The sequence below is a fragment of the Candidatus Nitrosocosmicus sp. R genome (assembly GCF_054408505.1).
The window spans coordinates 1,729,439-1,747,689 of the sequence record NZ_CP167090.1; the positions used below are offsets into that span (position 1 = coordinate 1,729,439).

Below are 18,251 nucleotides of genomic sequence, written 5' to 3' on the forward strand. Positions count from 1 at the left end.
TCTTCAAAGGACATTTGTTTACTTACTTGTAGTCTCCGCACTTTTTTCAAGCAATCTCGTTCATTAAAAGAATTTATCTACATTAAAGATCATTACATTTGACTTTTAACTAATAATCTTTACACATCATTGCCAATTATTTTTCAATTAGTACAAAAAAAACTTGCGTTACAAATATAAAAATCAATGAATCAAGATTACCGCCGCCGCCCACTCGATAACCTCTAGGAGATGGTTTGCTCTCGAAAAGTACTGCTTTGGCTATTTTGATTGCTCCTAGATACTTCAGAAATCGTATAGTACAAAATTCTTTGATAATTTATTTTGTTCACACTTTGCTAAAAAAATGTTTAATATATTAGAATACGATAAGATAGAATAATTTCTATTTTGAAAAGAAGTGATGCACATTATTTAACTTCATATTCTAACAATAGTGCAAGAGTTTGTTATAGTAAGTTTCGCTACAATGAAACTAAAGTATGTAAATTGAAATTTCTCTCCCGTCCAATTCAATCTTTTTAGATCCTTTATCTTCATCGGTTTTCTCTGAAAATTCTATTTTGTTTACACGTACCAAATTCTGCAGGTCTATTTCGAAATCTTGTAATTTCGTAATTTCATCAGAAGAAAAATTGGAAATATACGCTGTATCCAATATTTGGGTAGGAGAATATCCTAATTCTTTTCGAAGTTGCTGAATGTTTCGAGCCAAATCCTTAACTAAACCTTTTATTATTAATTCCTCGTTTCTAGAAGTATTTAACAGGAGAATCACGTTTTCTTTTTCTCCTACCACATAACCTCTAGTTGGGACAAACGCAAAATCCATGTCGGTAATAGTCAAATCTATAGATTTACTTGGCAAATAATCGAAATGATAAAACCCCTCCACTTGGAGCTGTTTGAGGATCTGAATCTTATCTTCACTTTCAAATTTGTCAATTAATAAGCCGATATCACCTTTAACGATCTTGGCAACACTTTTTCTATTTATGGTAATTGATGGTATTATTGGAGCTTTAAAGTTCATTAAACTTGCTATTTTTTCAACAATAGTATTTGCTTTAATCTCTTTAACCTCAATATTTTCAATGTTCATCTGTTCTTTTAACAATTCTTTTATCCCTCCCACATTTAGAAATTCAATCTCATCAACGTAAATCAATGCGGATTCCAGTGGCCACCTCCTTTTCAACTTGTGTCGGTTTCTTAATGAAAATGATAATGATGATATCCCCTTGATCGTATCAAATGCCGTTTCAACTTCTTTATTAGCTATCAGGGCTAATTCTTCACCCTCAGGGAGATTTTCCATCAGAATTGAATCAAACTGCTTAAAACATGATTGGTAAAGGTATTCGGTAAAAAATGGACATATGGGATGAAGTATTATATCAATAGTCAATAGACAGCGAGATAGAATCCTATATACTGTAAATCGTCTATTCTGGTTATCCAGATCATCGCTCCAAAGATCATATCTTATCAGAGGGACATAGGTTTGACTCAATGAATTTATTATAAAGTCTTCAATCGCATGAGAAGCTTCATGAAATCTGCAGTTCCTTAACAGTTGAGAGGATTCGTCGATTAGGCCTTTTAGCTTTGTTAAGATCCAAATATCCTGACTCCTCAGGGAAAGGTCGTTAGCCTTCCAGCCCGACTTTGAGTACCAATCTTCGAATTTGAATCGATCATAGACAGCATTTTGTTGATAATAGATATGCAAGAAAAAAAGTGTGCTTAAAACCTGATGAGGTCTAGAGGACATTTCTTTAATGTCAAAATTCAAAGGCTCTATTGGAGAAGATTTCCAAATAAAGTATAATCTCACCAGGTCCACAGGATTGTCAATTAAGAGGGATTTTGCATCAACGACATTTCCCAAACTCTTGCTCATCTTATTTCCTTTATCATCCAAAACATGACCTGTGAACAAGAATGATTGAAATGGAGCTTGAGGGCTTTTTTTGAAGATAACATTTAACATCAACAAAGTGTATGCCCAACCTCGTGTTTGGTCAATCCCCTCTGTCAAAAATTCAGCTGGAATCAGTGTAACGTATTCTGCATCAGAAAGTGATGAGTACGGGGCACTTCCGCTGTTATGCCATGTATCCAAAACAAATAATTCTCTTTTCATTTTATTTTGACATTTGGGACAATTAATTAAAACTTCATCTATCCAGGGCCTGTGCAATTCAAAGTTTTCTCCATCCGGCAAATATGAGGCTCTCGCAACAATTGATTTTCTGGAAAATAACCCTTCCTTAAAAGAACATTTAGTACATTTCCAAATTGGAAGCGGTGTACCCCATACCCGTTCCCTCGATATGCACCAAGGAACCTTTTCCCTAATGATCTCGAGAAACCTATTTTTTGGTTGCTCGTAAAAATAATTTACTTTTGAGGCAGCGGCAATGGGCTGGTCTCCTAAAATATCAATCATGTAGAAATACTCCTTCCTTGCCAACCAAACTATTTTGTGATGAGAACGCCAACATGTAGGATATTTATGAGTCAGTTTGCTGATCTTTACTACTGAATTTGTCAATTGCATATCATTAACGACAATTGGATCCACATCTCTGACGAATTGATTTTTATATTTGCCAGCATCTTTGGTAAAGAATACCTTATCATCAATGGGTACAAAGATTGGTATTTTTCGTCTAGTTGCAATTTCAAAATCCTCTTCTCCATTTGCCGGTGATAAGTGGACTATTCCGCTACCATTAGTAACATCCACAAAATTTTCTGCGACCACAAAATGGATTTTTCCTTGGGATGCGAGATCATTCAAACCGGGTATGTTTTCTATGATTGGATGAATGTAATACTGGCCTTCTAATTTTATGCCCAAAAAAGTATCAACCACATCATACTTTTCAATCTTAAGGTCGGCCATCAATTCCTTAACTCTATTTTCGGAAACAATCCATTTTTCATTATTGCCTTTAAAATCGACCTTTAAGGTTAGATATCGAGCCTCAGGGTTTACACCCACCAATTCGTCGGTAACTAGAGTAAAAGGCATTGTAGTCCATACGACTAGGAAAGTTTCTGATCCTTTTAGTTTTACCTTATAATAGAATGAAGGATCTTCTACCTGCTCATAACTTTGATTGATTTCAGCATTACTTAACGATGTCTGACAAGAAGGACAATATGCTACAACTCTAAACCATTCCTTCAATATCCCCTCCTCGAATGCCTTGCCAATGTATTTCCATTCTCTTTCAATATATTGATCAGTATAAGTCCAATAACCCTTATCATAATCAAATGACATTCCGATCAAATTATCCACTTGTACCCATTTTTTGTTATATTCAAGAATTAATTTTTTACAAGTTTCGACAATCTTATTGATTCCAACTTTTCGAAGATTATCAGATTTATTACCGGTTAAACCTAGAATCTTTTCTGCTTGAAGTTCGACCGGTAAACCTTGAGAATCCCATCCCGGTTGAAACTCCATCTTCTTTTTTTCTATTGTAGATTTTCTGAACCATAGATCTTTAATTATTCTACCTCTAATATGCCCCAGGTGTGGCTCCCCATTCATAGTAGGTGGCCCCTCGACGTAGCCTATTGTCGTTCTAAAATTTTTAGTATCTCCAAGATATTCCCTAATGGTCCTTTTTATTGTGGGATCATCATAATATGCTCTAACATGATTTTCAAACGTCTTTAGCTCAAATTTATCCCCCAATTTCATATTATATTGAAAATCAAATGTCCATCCATTCTTAAATTTTTGGAACTTGAAGTCTGTTTCAAGTTACAAAAATATAATTCGAAATCAGCAGCAGTTAATGAGGTGGTTTAATGTTGTGATTAAACTCAAATACCCTGTGTGCATGACCTTTGTATATCCTACTGAAACTCAGGAATTATAGAAAATTGTAGAAAAGTTTCTCTCGTATAGGAGCAGATGTATATGGATACCTCCCACAAATAGAATTATATTAAAATTGTAAAAATCAATTGTTATGAATAAGTTTAATCAAATCGGAGCAGGAAAGAATCCACCCAGTGATATTTATGTAGTAGTTGAAATTCCTAAAAATAGTAATATTAAGTATGAATTGGATGAAGAGACTGGGATTCTATTTGTAGACAGAAAACTTCACACCTCCATGGTATATCCATTTAATTATGGATTTGTTCCTCAAACTAAGGAAGAAGACGGGGACCCAATAGATATCCTGATACTGAGTAACGATCAATTTTCTCCACTTTCAGTGATCAAGTCAAAGCCAATTGGTGTCTTAATTATGGAAGACGAAGAGGGGAAGGACTCTAAAATTATAGCCGTACCACATGAAAAAATTGATTTTGATTACTCTAGGTTCAATGAAATAAATCAATTGGATGGTCGAACTTTAGATAAAATAAAGCACTTTTTTGAACACTATAAGGAATTAGAAAAAGGCAAGTTTGTAAAAGTCACAGGTTGGGAGAATAGCAAGGTAGCAGAGCGGATAATTAATGAGGGGATGGAGAGGTTTAAGAAGGAATCATAGGGCTTTAAATTGTTCACTCCAACGCATATAAGCTCTTATCATATCTGAACTCACGCTAGGCTTTCTTACTTTAAACATTTCTTTGAAATCTGCCAAATTCAATTCTCTAGGTAGATCATCTTCAACTAATGGTTCACCTTTTTCAAAAAGTTCATTCACAACCCTTAGTTGTGCAGACTGACAAATGTCTTTGATATCACTAGCACTATAAGCTTCCGAAAGTCTCGCCAATTCGTCTATTTTTAGTAATGGGTCTTTAGTTAATTTTGAAACATACTGTTTGAAAAGGTTGCGTCTGGAAGCCATATCAGGAAGGGTTACATAGATCCTCTTTTGAAACCTCCTCAAAAATCCAGATTCAAGACTCCAAGGTTTATTGGTTGCACCTATTACATAAAGGAATGATTCTTTAGATTTTCCATTAATTCCATCCATTTCGGTCAAAAATTGATTCTTTACTCTGACTTCTCCTCCAACCTCTCCATTCCTGGTCCCTAATAGGGAATCTATTTCATCGATAAATAACAATATTGGGATTTTTTCTTTCTGGTGCAAAGCCCTCGCAAAAGTAAATAGTTTTGAAATATTTTTCTCTGCTTCTCCTAACCATTTGCTCATCATAGAGGCTGCATCAATATTTATGAAATACCCGTGTATCTCGGCGGCTGCAGCGGCGGCAAGTAAGGTTTTTCCGCAACCAGGAGGTCCAAAAAGCAGGATTCCTCTCGGCCAACCCAGCGGGAATAAATCAGCACGTCTAGTTGGGTATACAATAGATTCACGAATAGCTCTTTTGGCATCTTCAAGGCCCACTACCTCTTTCCAACTCACCAAAGGCTTTTCCTTTAGTATCAGGTTTTCTAACTCTGAACTCAACTCTTGTATCTTGTTTGAATCTGGAGATTGTGAGTTCTGCCGTCCATGATGAATATCGTTGTGCAAATTTGTTTTATTAGGAGGAATAACGTGATTATTTCTTGAGTTAATTTTTGGTAATTGATTATCAATCATACCAGTTCTCTTAGATTCAGGTTCAACGGAAGACTGCCTATCATCCTCTAATATGCCGTTTGCCATTTGTATAGATTTTATTCTGTTCTGATAAGCACCCGCCCTCTCTAGATAAACTCTATTTAATTTATATTCCGGATAAATTTGGACTAACTTTATTAATGCTTCACTAGCCCTCTGGTAGGAGTTTATTGCTGATGAATGTGATCCTTGAGAATCGAGTTTGATCGCTTCGGCGGCATATTTGCTTGCAGTATTCTCTAATTCCTGTGGTGCAAGTGTCATAGTATTATGTTCTCAAGTTATATTTCCTATTTGTTTGATAGGATATGAAGTAAATAGTTTTAATCAAAAGAATAAAAAAAAATAAACCTTTTTTGTGTAAATCAAAAGGGAATTGTAGTTGTCTTTTTTTTAATTATTAATATAAATATTTTGACACATGTTCTTACTATCCCTTGTGATACGATACTAATCATGATGTCAACTGATGGAAATGTAAATAACGAAATTCTTGGTGGTCTAGAAGAGTTGGGATTGTCAAAATATGAGGCATCAGCTTATTATAGTCTGCTTGGAAAGGGGATGATATCAGCAACTGAAATAGCATTTCACTCAAATTTGCCTAGAACAAAAATCTACTTTATTCTAAAAAAGCTGGAAAAAAAGAACTTGGTTTTTATAAATTACCAAAAACCATTAATGTTTAGAGCTCTTTCTCCTAAGGATTCTTTTGACAACATATTAAGTAAATACGAGAACAGGATCAAAAGTTTAAAAAAAATAATAGAAATACTTCAACATATTAATGAAAAGGGTTTGAAAAATAAGGGAATTGAGGAGAAAAGATACCTCGTCTTAAATCAATTTTCCACAGACAGTAAGATTATTGAATTGCTAAAAAATACAAATGAATCAATTGACATCTCCCTAAATCATTGGGGTAATGTGATTTTAAACGCCTCAAAAGAAGAAATATTGAAGGCCATATATAGAGGAGTGAAAGTAAGAATCCTATTTGACTTTATGTGCCCAGCTGATTCAATAATTTTGCCTAACGCGATTGAAAAAAAAAGTGCTAAAATTAGTACAAATATGTTTATCTTTGATAATAATAGTATGATAATAATCAATAATGACGGTACAAAATCAGCATATTTTGATTCTCATGAGATTTTTGTTCCCACCTTAGCTAGTCAATTTAACGACACATGGGTGAAGATGGAAACAGAATCTTTGAAAAGCAAAAATATAGAACCTATTAATTTGTAATTGGTCATTTAACTGGATAAATTAGATAATCACCCAATAATATCATATTCCTTCATGATGTATGGTAATTCAGTCAAAAGGTCAGAAGCGAGCATATGAAAGCCGATCTTTTTTGATAGCCTTAATCCTGCTTTCCCGTTAAAAAATAAACCAAGCAAACAGGAATCTACTGATCCATATTTGGTTCTGAATCCAGTAATGAGGCCGGAAAGTATATCCCCTGTCCCTCCAACGGTCATTGATGGGGTTGTTCTTTCGATAACAAAAGTGCTCTCCCCGTCAGATATTATATTCTGATATCCCTTTAAAACAATTATCAAGCCAAATTCTTTTGCTTTTCGATACACCAATTCGACCTGCTCAGATAACTTACCAGTAGGGCTATCACCAAATAGTCTTTTGAATTCTCCAGCATGAGGGGTAACTATAGTTTCATTCTTGCATATACTAGGCAGTATATCTGGAAGCAGAGCCCCAGCATCTATTACTAGATTAGAATCGCCCTCTAATAGCTTTTGTACAAGTAAAATCAATGGTTGTGATTTTGATACATTCAATCCCATTCCAATCGCCGCTGCATCAATTCTTTTCGGTAGGGTGTTTAACAGTCTTCTAACAGACCCAGTAGTTAATTTATCATCTGGAAATGGCAAGATTATCAGATCTGGAGAAAAGATTCGGGAAGAAATTAAGTTGATCTTTGGAATAGCGGTATAGACCAAGTCAGTCCCACTTCTTAAGGCTGCTAGAGAGGATAACAAAGGTGCCCCATGATAGATTCTGCTTCCCCCAACCACCAGAGATATCCCGTTTTCACCTTTTCTTGAAAGGATATTTCGGGGTTTGACAATTTTTCTAATAAGGTTATCGTCAACTAAAGAGTAGTCTTTCATGTTCGATAAATATTAGAGAATCCTCATAATAACTAGTTTTAATGACAATTAAATAGAAATATAGGATTACCTTCTATAATAATTGGACTATTGAATAAAAAGGAAAAGGGTTCAATTAAAGATACCCAAACAGAGAACACAGATCAGAAATTCACTGTTCCCATAGAAATCGATACACATTATCAATTGTACGGCAAGCATATGTGGGAGGTCAACTACTTTGAAAAATGTCCTCGGTGCAATAAACGGATTGACGAATTTGGCTATTGTGCATGTACTGGATTTGCAGAGTAATTAAACTCAAATATCCTCAGCAAAATTGACCGCAATTTTTGTTAAATTAATGAGAAAAGACAGGTTGTTATTTTAATTGATGTATATTGATTGGATAATAATTATATAGCTGTTCGAATAGATATTATGTATGAGTAACGAAGTTATGGGTGCGGTAACCTATGAATGTATGTCGTGTGGCACTAACGTAACAGCAGAAGAGTTGTCATACTTACCAGAAATAAAATGTATTTGCGGGTTCAGGGTATTTAGAAAAGTAAGACAACCGATAATAAAACAACTAAAAGCGATCTAAGTGAAAATTAGATGTCCTGATTGTAAAGAAGCGGCTTTTCTCAGCGATGATTTTTCTTTAGTCAAGTGTGATAAATGCGGTTTTGATAAGACCTATGGAGAGTATGTTAAATACGTTGCATACAAAGATGCAAGATATTCTGACGTATTAAGTGATTACAAGTAAAAGGATGCAAATAAAGCCAGCAGACATCATTTAGAGTGGTGTGAAATTTGTATGGCAATTAGGTCTGAAGTCAAAGAAAAGTATGAGTTAGGCAAATCAGAATACATGTGGGCAAAGAGGAATATGCCTATTCTAAATCGATTAACTCATAAATACGTCTCTAAAAGGTGCTTAGAAAATTTTAACCTTGGTATTTGTCTACATATAACAAAAGAAACATCAGTATTGCTGATGGCCCTAAAAGATGCTGGTGCCGAGGTTAATTTGTGCCCAGCCAATCCACTCTCAATTCAGGAACCTGTCAAATCTTTCTTGATTAAGAATGAAATCAGGATTTTTTCTAAAGAGGATGGGATCCTCCTAGATTTTTACAGTAATATGGAAAGCGTACTAGATACCAAACCTCATATCATTACAGATGACGGTGGGGAGCTTCACAAGAGAGCACTATCTAGAAAGTACAACATTAAGGGTGGAACTGAAGAAACTACTTCCGGAGTAAACAGACTTTTGGCTTGGTGTAAAGAAGGTTTGTTGAAATACCCGATCATCGCCGTTAATCGCTCAAGAGCAAAATCCCTGTTTGATAATAAATATGGAACAGGTCAAAGTACAATAGAAGGGATAGTAAAAACCACCGGGATTTTGTTATCTAGTAAGAGGATCGTAGTTTGCGGCTATGGCTGGGTTGGAAAGGGAGTAGCAAGATGCGCTAATGGTATGGGAGCCAAAGTTACAATTACAGAGGTTAACCCTCTTAGAGCATTGGAGGCATTTTTTGATGGCTTTGAAGTAAAGCTATTGGATGAAGTAATATCAAAGGCAGATATTTTCATAACGTGTACTGGTCAAGTAAATGTTATAGGGCAAGGTCAAATTGAAAAAATTAAGGAAGGTGCGATATTATGCAATGCTGGCCATTTTGACGTAGAAATTGACATAAATTATTTGAATTCATTAGACCAGAATCATTTTTCTCCAAGGATGAATGTAGATTGCTATAGAGTGGGAGAATGTAGAAAAAAAATTTACCTACTAGCAAAAGGAAGGGTTATTAACTTGGTTGGTGCAGAAGGTAACTCACCAGAGGTAATGAGTATTTCCTTCTCTAATCAATTTTTGTCTATTGTTTATCTTTCGCAATTTCATGAGAAGTTAGATAACCAAATCTATAAGACACCAAAAAAAATTGAAAGAAAGATACTATTGACTGCATTGGATTCATTTGGTTTGAAGATAGACAGTTTAACTCCACAACAAAGTCATTATTTCAATACATGATTTTATCAACTGGCATATCTATTTCTTTTAATTTTTAACTTTGACCCAACCGCAACCGCTGTTTAGAAAACGAATTATGTGGCCTACTTCTCAAAATAGTATTACAACATGGACATTTAACCCCCTGCCATTCAAGAAACAATTCACATTCTTTGCATAATTTGTAGCCTTGGCTGTAATAACTAAAAGAGTCGTTTGTTTTATACGCTTTATACTTTTTGCAGATGGATCTACAATACATCTCTAAAAAAATAATTAACCATATTTGTCATTCTGCTACGTATGAAATCTAAATTATTTTTCATATACCCCAATTACATTAATTACTTAAGAACTTAACTGTCTATTTTCAAAGCTAATGGGATTAATTAGTCAATCAACAATAACCGGAACAGTATCTGTGGAGAGGAAAGGCATTTTAAAAATTCATAATTAAACAATAATTTTAAACTTGGCTAATGAATCAAAAATAAATTAGTTCTCAACATAATATCATACTAGTTAATCCTTTCTTTTTTAAGAACTAAACTGTTACCACACTTGTCACAAAAACTTGATCTTAAATCAAATAAAGTCTTACATATACTACAATACTTAATGGTTTTTTTTGTCACAAAATTTTTTTTCCCTGGGGTTAGTATATTTATAGAAAAATATTTTGCAGCATTGGCCAGAGCATAATCGGTAGATAAAATCGGTAAATGTAGCTGTAAACTAAGTGCAATTACCGAATGATCAGCTTTTGACAATTCCATTTGACCTAAATCTACACATTTTTGTCTGACCATTGAATGGAACTTGATGTCTGGTTCTTGAATTATTACCTTTCCTGCAGTTATCAATAAATTTAACCCATCAATCCGTCTCTTGATGTGATTTATTTCCTCCTCAATATTAGGTGTTATATAATAAATATAATCTGAGGTGGTCTGAAATGGTATTCCCCCATAAAAGATATTGGAATCAGTTACAAATTTTTTTCTAGAATCCAAGTTTGTTCATCTGTCGGGTATCATTTTTATTAAATCTGAGAAACACTGCATCGTATCGGTATTTTGAAATTTTTATTGGCTGATTCTCCTGGATTTCCTTTACAAGCTGTCCATCCATAATCAATTTAAGGTCATGATTTGCGCTAATAGTAATTGCCATTAAAGGTAACACAAAGGAAGGTAGCCTATTAACGGATCCTATTGGAGTAATCAGCATACATTCCAAATGTTCTTGAAGTATAGGTCCACCATTGGATAGGGAATGTCCAGTGGATCCAGTAGGAGTTGAAACTATCATTCCATCCATCTTTTGACTATATCCGTCATCGTTGATAGAGAGGTAAAACAAAGGTGTTTTGGTAAGATCTGAACGCATTATGACGTAATCATTCAAAACAGGGGCCATAACCTCATCATCAATCTGTGCGACTATTCTTATTCGTCTATCGAGAAAATAATGTCCTTCTAGGAGTGGGTCCACTATTGAATCAACTGAATCTTTTGAGACCTCTGACAAAATACCACGCGTGCCACCTGCATTAATACAAAGTACTGGTATATCTGGAGGTAACGTTCTAAATGTTTTGATAGTAGTTCCATCACCACCGATTGCAATGGCCAAATCAACCTCAATATCCAATTCCGGGCTATGTAAATCATAATCCTTTTTAAAGTCTATAACACTAATCCCTTGTTCGGCCAACTTTTCTCTTAACAAATAAGAAACTCTTCTAGATTCTTCATTATTTCTTTTGGTAAAAATGGCAATACATCGGATTCGATTACTCAAACAATTAATGATAAGACATGGGGGTATATTTTTTTACTCTTTGTAGTTAAGAAGTCAGATTGGTTTTGGGATTTTTGACTGAATTTTTACTTAAAATTGAAACAAATTGCTAGAATACTATACCTGGAATCATAAACTAAATCCGAACAGAAAAATAATACATTCAACTTTGAAACAGCTAGCTATGGTTGACATTGGTTCATATTTTCAATATTTTGTAGTGCAGAGTTATAGATAATTTTTAGAAGAAATTGGGCGTCAGAGATTATTCTCTGTTGATATGATTGTATTTTTACCAAAATTGGGGCTATGGAACACAATAAATTACATTTATATTACAAAAATAAAGCCTTTAGAAAATAGAAAAACAGGGCCGATAGCTCAGCTTGGTGGAGCGTTCGACTGATAATCGAAAGGCCGAGGGTTCAAATCCCTTTCGGCCCATTGAGAATATAACATAACATCCTTGTGGTTCTATCTATTATGGATAAAAAATTTAACTAAAATGCCATTTAGATTTTCAATATTGTCCTTAATAAAACAAATACGAATCCATGGAGAACGCAGATGTAAAGATTTGATATTGTTGATTAGTCAAATACAACAATCATAGTGAAAAGAAGATCTACCGAATATCGATTAGTAAGTCATTGGAGGCTCGGTATAAAAGAAGAACTTCTTGTGATCCTCAGGCTCCATTAACAACATTCGATGGATATTGATCTTCCCAAAAATTATGGAATCACAAACCGAACATGAACGGGAGAATGATATGGAGACCTATGGATTCATAATCTTTCTCTTTAGACTACAAAAACATAAAGCTATGTCGATATTATTAATGGTTTAAAAAAAAGGAGATCAGTAGAAATAATAGGATTACTTTCTGAAAAGAGGTACCATACCTCGCGAACCATCTTCACTCCTCTGACCGAGATAGAGGTCGGCCAAAGTATAATCATATTACACTGTTCTTAAATCCGTATCCAGAGAAACTTCAAAAGTACGATTTAAAACTTGTCTATCATATAATTTAAAAACTAAAAAAAAGATTATGATGATCTGTGATTAGCAGCTACCCTTTGACCAGCCTACTTTATATCCTTTAGCATAGTCACCTGATCCTGGTGAGTATGATAAGCAATGGTCATGATCATACCATCCATCTTTACAGCCTGTGACCCATGCGTGGGGTTTACTTGTCTGGTCTGAACAATAAGATGTAGCGGCATGTGCATTTTGATTCATTATCAATGGAGTTAGTGCCACTGATGCTAGTGCTAATGCAATTACTAATGAACTTAGTTTAGTATCCATCAGTTTTCTACTATTCGTATGTTTATATAAACATATATCTAATATTCCGGAAAAAGAACATTCATAGACTTTTATTTCCAAATGACGTCAATTACAAATGTAATTATTAATTTATTTGACTGTTCCCCTAGCAATAATTAGTTCCACGGTACCAACCTTAAAGGACGATACGTACCTCTCTTATTCTTGTTAGCAAAGAATATGCGGTTGTTCAATGGTTTTGAACAAGAAATATTATGTGGACAAGCAATTGATTTCAAAATTATCCAATTCAAAAAAAACAAGCAGCGCGCTTTGCATTTTCTAATAACGCTATCTCCTTATTATTCCTAGGTCAATATTTTATTTGACGACATTTCCTAACAACTGTCTTTTGACTAAAATGTTTTAAAATTAGTTTCTCAAAAAATAGCCCAAATTGATTAAGTTAATTCTAGGATTTTATTGACACTATCTGGATTGCAATCAAATAGAAACACAATATAACTAAGTGTCATAATTTTAAAAGTAAGTAGTATATTGATAATCACATTAGTTGAGATCCTTTTGACATGTAAAGAAATGAAATTAAGGATGTTTTCTCAGAGTATATCATCATTCCCATTCCCGAATTCAATATTTTGATTATTATTTGAGTAGGTGCTTCCAGTGAAAATGTATTCTATGAAATCTAATTTTGAATTGTAGAGTGATATCTGAATTAAGCTCCTAATTGGTCTTTGTACATCAAAATAAGAAATAAGATTATGATTTGAGCTATCATTTATCCTCAATAATGGCTCGACTATCTGAATCAAATACACTTAGCGTCTTATTGGAGTGATATATACTGATATGAGCTGATTCTAATACGAGGATCTAATTGCCAATTTTAGTCCAAGTGATTAAGCTTATCTATATATTTTCAATGTTATTATGGTTTATGATTTGCACAATTCGGAATAATAGATAGTTATTCAGCTGGTCAATCATTTCTGCTATGAATATTTAAATAATAAATTCGTGTCAATACGGCAATTCCAAGCATTAGATAACCGATATTGAAGAAAAGATCAAATAAATGGTTATCTTGGCTAAACCCAAATAAATCATCAAATCCAAAAATTACATTTGCTAGGAGAAAGAAAAACCCGCACGCTGAAAAGAGTAACCAGGAGAGATATCCCTTATTCAATGAAATCTCCTTTTCTCTAAAGTAGTATAATACACCGCTTATGATAATAAACAAATCAAATATGGGGTATGCAAAAACAAGCATCAAGTCAATAAAATTCCCACTAAGGGAATACACATCAAAAATGAAAACAGAAATATATAATACATAAAAAGAAATAAGGAAAAAGGTGACTAGTAAGCTAATAAAGATACTTAGCTCAATTTTGTAGGTTTTATTTAGTCTCCACAATAACAATACAAAAAAAATATACCCTGTAAGATAAAAGATATCGGCTATAGAAGGGTAAGGATCGGTATTTAGAACTCCACTATAGTATCCAAAGATTGCTTCCGCTAAAAACCAACATACAAATGATAACAACAGAAACAATTGCACACTATCCATTTGGAGTATTGATTTTCCGGTTCTAAGAATCAGGAAGAAAATCAAATAAACAACAGTTCCACAAGATATTACATTTGGAATATTATAATAACCAAGATAAGATTCTTCGAAATAAAATAAAAAGGAAATTGCCCCTAAGGTAACAATTACCAAAATTAGAGAATTCAAAGATAAACTAAAGATGAAATGGAAAGTCAGAAATCAGATAAAGACTAAGTTACATATTACTTTTTATCAGACAGTAATAATCGAATAAATGTGCGTATAGAAATCTATTTAATATTTCTAGTGTTATCTCGATTTGAGTTATCACGAAAGTAGCAACTAATATTTTGATTTTAATCATTCCATTAATCATAGGTTCAATAGTTATTACATCCATCCTTTCACTCCAAAATATTTCAGGAGTTCGAGCAAAGTTTTATGATATTTATGAATTGTCTGGTATCCAGCTAATGAACGAGCTCTCTGTTGAGGTAAATGAAATTGCAAGAGATCTTAGGAGTTTGTCAACCCACCCTATATTAGCTAATTCTACTACTCCCATAAACGACCAAATTAGATTACTTCAAAGATACATTAATTTTAGTAACTCAGAATATCTAGCTGTATCTGTTTATGATAGAAATGGCACAGCTATCATTGATACATCAAACGGATCTCCTGATGGAAATGCTTTGCAAGAAGAATTTTTCAGGCAAGCATTAACAGGAGGAACTTATTTTGATAAGAATCCGAATGAAATCGCATTCAATCAATCAGGATTTCATTTTTCGGCTCCCATCTATGATTCTAATAAAGTTATAAAAAGTATAATGGATCTTGAGGTTTCAATAAGTTTTATAGACAAGGTGTTCAATAACACACTCTTTTACAAAGATATTGAAAATAGTTTGCTGAACTTTACCACCAGACTAATTCATAGTGACGGCTCAACGATATACACAGCAAGCCAGCAAAATGAGTCCCATGATATGAATGGTAAACAGAATTTGAACTTCCCTCTTCTAGGAACTCCAATCACAGAATATGAAAAAAGAAAATCTCAGGATTCTATTCTGATTGAGGTTCCTGAAACTGAAAGTGCGAATGGTTATCGATCTGATGGGAATTGGACACTCTTACTTGAGGGAAATTTATCTTCAGTTATGAGTGATTATAACAAAACAGTAAACGGTTTCTTGATTTCTTCAACGTTGATTTTATTAGTCGCAATAGTAGTTACTGTCATTGCTGTAAAGAAAATTACATCTCCAATTACTCACTTGAAGAACTCAGCGTTAGAATTAAGTAAAGGCAATTTTGGCAAGGAAATAATGGTTGAAGGATCAAATGAGGTAAAAGATCTTTCTATCAGCCTTGAGGCAATGAGAAGAAATATCGAGAATTCTAAAAAGAATTTGATTCGTAAGGTTAGAGAAAGGACAAAGGACCTTGAACGGGCGAATGAAGAGTTGAGAACCAAAGAGTTCCAAGTTAATTCAATTAATAATGAATTGAGGGTATCAAATAGAGTCCAGGAAGAATTTCTTTCAACGTTAAGTCACGAACTAAAGACTCACATGGCCCCCATGAAGCTGAATATCGAAATGATGCATAAAGGAAATAAATCAGAAAATCTAAACGAATTTCAAAGGAAGACACTCACCATTATGCATAGGAATATCTCGAAGATAGAGACCATCATAGATGACATTTTTACTTTGTATAGGTTAGAATTGAATAATTTATCCATCAACAAGGAGATGACCAATATTATAGAATTAGTAGAGAAAAACATGTTAGGACTATCCCCCCTAATGAAGGCCAAAAATATCAGCTTTATTTCAATAGTTAATGTCAGTGGAAGTGTATTATGCGACCCAGTAAGAATTAGCCAAGTTTTGTTCAACTTGGTAAATAATGCAGTTGAGCACGTCCCTGAGCAAGGTGGGAAAATCACCATTCGAGTCGATGAAGATCTAACTTATAGTAAAATGAGATTTAATGATATTGTCAATAAAGAACACAAATCAGTCATATTTACCGTTGAAGATAATGGAATTGCGATACAACCAGAAAATATGGAATTACTATTTAAGAAATTTTACCAAATAGATGCGGGCCTTGCGAGAAATTTTGGTGGAATCGGATTAGGATTAGCAATATGTAAAGGTATAATAGATTCTCACGGAGGCAAAATTTGGATCGATTCTTCATATCGGAATGGCGTCTCTTTCAAGTTTTCCCTTGATTCATTATGACACCGAGAAAGTGTTAAAATGAATAATATGAAATATTCCATGTTGACCATGAAGTAGTGACAATTAATGACAATGAAAGTACAACATGGACTGTGAATGATTTTTTTAGAGTTGGAATATATTAGATATAAAACAGTGAATCAAGGTTTGTATGGCATTTTAAAAATTAAAATAAAAAATTTGACTTTTTATTACTCGACGTAGTCAATGCAGGACACAATGGCATAGATTTACTCGATGAACTCTGAAGAGAACGAATTGAAAATCAGAATCTAATCATTTTTAGAGCATCAGGCTTCAAACTAGAATAGATTGATGATTTAATAGAAATCGGAGCCAAGGAATTTATGAAAGCCTATCTCATTTGCCAAATTAGAATACGTTAAGTGAACATATTTGAAAAGGTAATATCTTGTCAAAATCAGGCCTTGAACAGGGAGGTTTGTTACTTTTATGAATGAATCAGATTTAGTAGTAGTGGTCTATAAGGAGTCATAGTCTTTTTCAATGTTGCTTCATAGATAATAACTTTGATAATATCATTTTGATTTTTCGTTTTATTTTTTTACCATGATTATTTTTTTACCCGACCTTGGATAAATAAGACATTATTATTAATTAGTAGCAAAGAAATTTCTAGAACTAGATATGGTAATTGAGATTATAAATAAATATCCATCATTATCATAATCCATAATATGACCAAAGGTGTAGGCAAGGAAAACTCATCAAAATAAATCAAAAAAGTTAGAGGGTATTATTCAAAAATTGAGCAATTACGTCATCGAAGACCTTTATCGGTTGAGCACCCTCTAAGGCCGCTATTTTTGTTGAATTATCCTTAAGAATAAGGAAGGTAGGGGTACTTGCAAGGCCGAGACCTTTAGCGAATATATCATTTTGTACCACAAGCTGATTGAATTTATGTGAATTCAAGCAATCTGTGAACTGCGAAATGTTTGGCATGTTTACATTTTTGGCAAATCCTATAAGGCTATCAGTACTAATCCAACCAGTGTTTTCACCTCTTGAATTTCTATAAACCTCGTCATGATAATCCCAATATTTATTCTGCTCGGCTGCACAATAAGAGGCCTCTGCACCAAGTGTAGATAATTTATCCTTGGGTAGGTCGTTGATGACCAGATCCTTAAAACCAAATCTCACTATCCCTGTATCGACGTATTTTGAAACAAGCTCATCCTTAGTTTCTTGATTGAATCTAGCGCAAAATGGACATTGATAGTCACCAAACTCTATAATATTTAATGTGGCATTATTATCACCAATGGCTTCGGCGCCTGGAATCACGGGAGTAGTCAGATTGGAAATCAGTTGCTGGGTATCAGCGGGATTAGAGGAGGATGACTTATTTTTGCCTCCAAAATTAGAAAATGCTGTAATTGAGCCTCCAATTAAAAGTGCTCCAAATAGAACTGCCATAATTAGTAGCTTGCGATAATTAGTTTTAGGACCATGAGGTTTCCTGTTTCTATGCTTCAAATTAGAACAATAATTGAAAAACCAATCGGTTATTTAAAATAAATATATGGAAAATACAGATAACTATATCCGGATTCAAAAGGTCAAAATATGAAAAACATT

The 18,251-nt window shown here is 33.8% G+C and carries 14 protein-coding genes and 1 tRNA gene; 7 read left to right on the top strand and 8 right to left on the bottom strand.

Translation table 11 applies throughout. The features are described from left to right. Nucleotides 1–475: 475 nt before the first annotated feature. Complete coding sequence (locus tag AAGU22_RS08925) at nucleotides 476–3,724, bottom strand: class I tRNA ligase family protein (RefSeq protein ID WP_458718771.1); 3,249 nt, start codon at nucleotides 3,722–3,724, stop codon at nucleotides 476–478. A gap of 274 nt (nucleotides 3,725–3,998) precedes the next feature. On the opposite strand from AAGU22_RS08925, the gene ppa reads away from it, so the two are divergent. Further along, nucleotides 3,999–4,532 (top strand): inorganic diphosphatase, encoded by a 534-nt coding sequence (gene ppa / locus AAGU22_RS08930; RefSeq protein WP_458718772.1) that lies wholly within the window; start codon nucleotides 3,999–4,001, stop codon nucleotides 4,530–4,532. Here the strand turns inward: ppa and AAGU22_RS08935 are convergent. Continuing rightward, nucleotides 4,527–5,828 (bottom strand): AAA family ATPase, encoded by a 1,302-nt coding sequence (locus tag AAGU22_RS08935; RefSeq protein ID WP_458718773.1) that lies wholly within the window; start codon nucleotides 5,826–5,828, stop codon nucleotides 4,527–4,529. The genes ppa and AAGU22_RS08935 overlap by 6 nt on opposite strands. Nucleotides 5,829–6,020: 192 nt before the next feature. On the opposite strand from AAGU22_RS08935, the gene AAGU22_RS08940 reads away from it, so the two are divergent. After that, the gene (locus AAGU22_RS08940) at nucleotides 6,021–6,815 is read left to right on the top strand and encodes a TrmB family transcriptional regulator (protein ID WP_458718774.1); all 795 of its coding nucleotides are present in this window, start codon (nucleotides 6,021–6,023) and stop codon (nucleotides 6,813–6,815) included. A gap of 29 nt (nucleotides 6,816–6,844) precedes the next feature. On the opposite strand, the gene AAGU22_RS08945 is transcribed toward AAGU22_RS08940, so the two are convergent. Then, complete coding sequence (locus AAGU22_RS08945; protein WP_458718775.1) at nucleotides 6,845–7,708, bottom strand: NAD(P)H-hydrate dehydratase; 864 nt, start codon at nucleotides 7,706–7,708, stop codon at nucleotides 6,845–6,847. 90 nt (nucleotides 7,709–7,798) lie between these two features. Between AAGU22_RS08945 and AAGU22_RS08950 the strand changes: the two genes are divergently transcribed. The 3 genes from AAGU22_RS08950 (at nucleotide 7,799) to AAGU22_RS08960 (ending at nucleotide 9,743) form a co-directional block, all read left to right on the top strand. Next, nucleotides 7,799–8,002, top strand: coding sequence for a hypothetical protein (locus AAGU22_RS08950; RefSeq protein WP_458718776.1), 204 nt, complete (start codon nucleotides 7,799–7,801; stop codon nucleotides 8,000–8,002). A 130-nt stretch (nucleotides 8,003–8,132) separates the two neighbouring features. Beyond that, nucleotides 8,133–8,297 (top strand): TFIIB-type zinc ribbon-containing protein, encoded by a 165-nt coding sequence (locus AAGU22_RS08955; RefSeq protein WP_134482808.1) that lies wholly within the window; start codon nucleotides 8,133–8,135, stop codon nucleotides 8,295–8,297. 216 nt (nucleotides 8,298–8,513) lie between these two features. Then, entirely contained in the window at nucleotides 8,514–9,743 is a 1,230-nt protein-coding gene (locus AAGU22_RS08960) for an adenosylhomocysteinase (RefSeq protein WP_458718777.1), read from the top strand. 497 nt (nucleotides 9,744–10,240) lie between these two features. Here AAGU22_RS08960 and AAGU22_RS08965 read toward each other — a convergent pair whose 3' ends face one another. Both AAGU22_RS08965 and AAGU22_RS08970 read right to left on the bottom strand, forming a co-directional pair. Then, nucleotides 10,241–10,735, bottom strand: coding sequence for an NOB1 family endonuclease (locus AAGU22_RS08965; protein ID WP_458718778.1), 495 nt, complete (start codon nucleotides 10,733–10,735; stop codon nucleotides 10,241–10,243). Then, nucleotides 10,725–11,525 (bottom strand): NAD(+)/NADH kinase, encoded by an 801-nt coding sequence (locus tag AAGU22_RS08970; RefSeq protein WP_458718779.1) that lies wholly within the window; start codon nucleotides 11,523–11,525, stop codon nucleotides 10,725–10,727. Before AAGU22_RS08970 ends, AAGU22_RS08965 begins: the two co-directional genes overlap by 11 nt. Nucleotides 11,526–11,895: 370 nt before the next feature. Between AAGU22_RS08970 and AAGU22_RS08975 the strand changes: the two genes are divergently transcribed. After that, a tRNA-Ile gene (locus tag AAGU22_RS08975) sits at nucleotides 11,896–11,969 on the top strand. Between the two features lie 624 nt (nucleotides 11,970–12,593). On the opposite strand, the gene AAGU22_RS08980 is transcribed toward AAGU22_RS08975, so the two are convergent. Together AAGU22_RS08980 and AAGU22_RS08985 are read right to left on the bottom strand one after the other, a co-directional pair. Next, nucleotides 12,594–12,842, bottom strand: coding sequence for a hypothetical protein (locus AAGU22_RS08980; protein WP_458718780.1), 249 nt, complete (start codon nucleotides 12,840–12,842; stop codon nucleotides 12,594–12,596). Nucleotides 12,843–13,806: 964 nt separating this feature from the next. Further along, nucleotides 13,807–14,403: a hypothetical protein gene (locus AAGU22_RS08985; RefSeq protein ID WP_458718781.1), complete on the bottom strand. Its 597-nt coding sequence runs from the start codon at nucleotides 14,401–14,403 to the stop codon at nucleotides 13,807–13,809. A gap of 332 nt (nucleotides 14,404–14,735) precedes the next feature. Here AAGU22_RS08985 and AAGU22_RS08990 point away from each other — a divergent pair, with 332 nt between their 5' ends. Continuing rightward, nucleotides 14,736–16,646 carry a sensor histidine kinase gene (locus AAGU22_RS08990; protein WP_458718782.1) on the top strand — a complete coding sequence of 637 codons (1,911 nt, stop codon included), beginning with the start codon at nucleotides 14,736–14,738 and terminating at the stop codon, nucleotides 16,644–16,646. A gap of 747 nt (nucleotides 16,647–17,393) precedes the next feature. Here the strand turns inward: AAGU22_RS08990 and AAGU22_RS08995 are convergent. After that, a complete protein-coding gene (locus tag AAGU22_RS08995; RefSeq protein ID WP_458718783.1) occupies nucleotides 17,394–18,149 on the bottom strand; it encodes a DsbA family protein in 756 nt (251 codons plus the stop codon). Nucleotides 18,150–18,251 lie beyond the last annotated feature (102 nt).

What these genes read in the sequence shown, in the direction of transcription:
- AAGU22_RS08925 (WP_458718771.1), bottom strand. Translation starts at nt 3,724, where the DNA reads ATGAAATTGGGGGATAAATTTGAGCTAAAGACGTTTGAAAATCATGTT.
- ppa (WP_458718772.1), top strand. Translation starts at nt 3,999, where the DNA reads ATGAATAAGTTTAATCAAATCGGAGCAGGAAAGAATCCACCCAGTGAT.
- AAGU22_RS08935 (WP_458718773.1), bottom strand. Translation starts at nt 5,828, where the DNA reads ATGACACTTGCACCACAGGAATTAGAGAATACTGCAAGCAAATATGCC.
- AAGU22_RS08940 (WP_458718774.1), top strand. Translation starts at nt 6,021, where the DNA reads ATGATGTCAACTGATGGAAATGTAAATAACGAAATTCTTGGTGGTCTA.
- AAGU22_RS08945 (WP_458718775.1), bottom strand. Translation starts at nt 7,708, where the DNA reads ATGAAAGACTACTCTTTAGTTGACGATAACCTTATTAGAAAAATTGTC.
- AAGU22_RS08955 (WP_134482808.1), top strand. Translation starts at nt 8,133, where the DNA reads ATGAGTAACGAAGTTATGGGTGCGGTAACCTATGAATGTATGTCGTGT.
- AAGU22_RS08960 (WP_458718777.1), top strand. Translation starts at nt 8,514, where the DNA reads ATGGCAATTAGGTCTGAAGTCAAAGAAAAGTATGAGTTAGGCAAATCA.
- AAGU22_RS08980 (WP_458718780.1), bottom strand. Translation starts at nt 12,842, where the DNA reads ATGGATACTAAACTAAGTTCATTAGTAATTGCATTAGCACTAGCATCA.
- AAGU22_RS08985 (WP_458718781.1), bottom strand. Translation starts at nt 14,403, where the DNA reads ATGGATAGTGTGCAATTGTTTCTGTTGTTATCATTTGTATGTTGGTTT.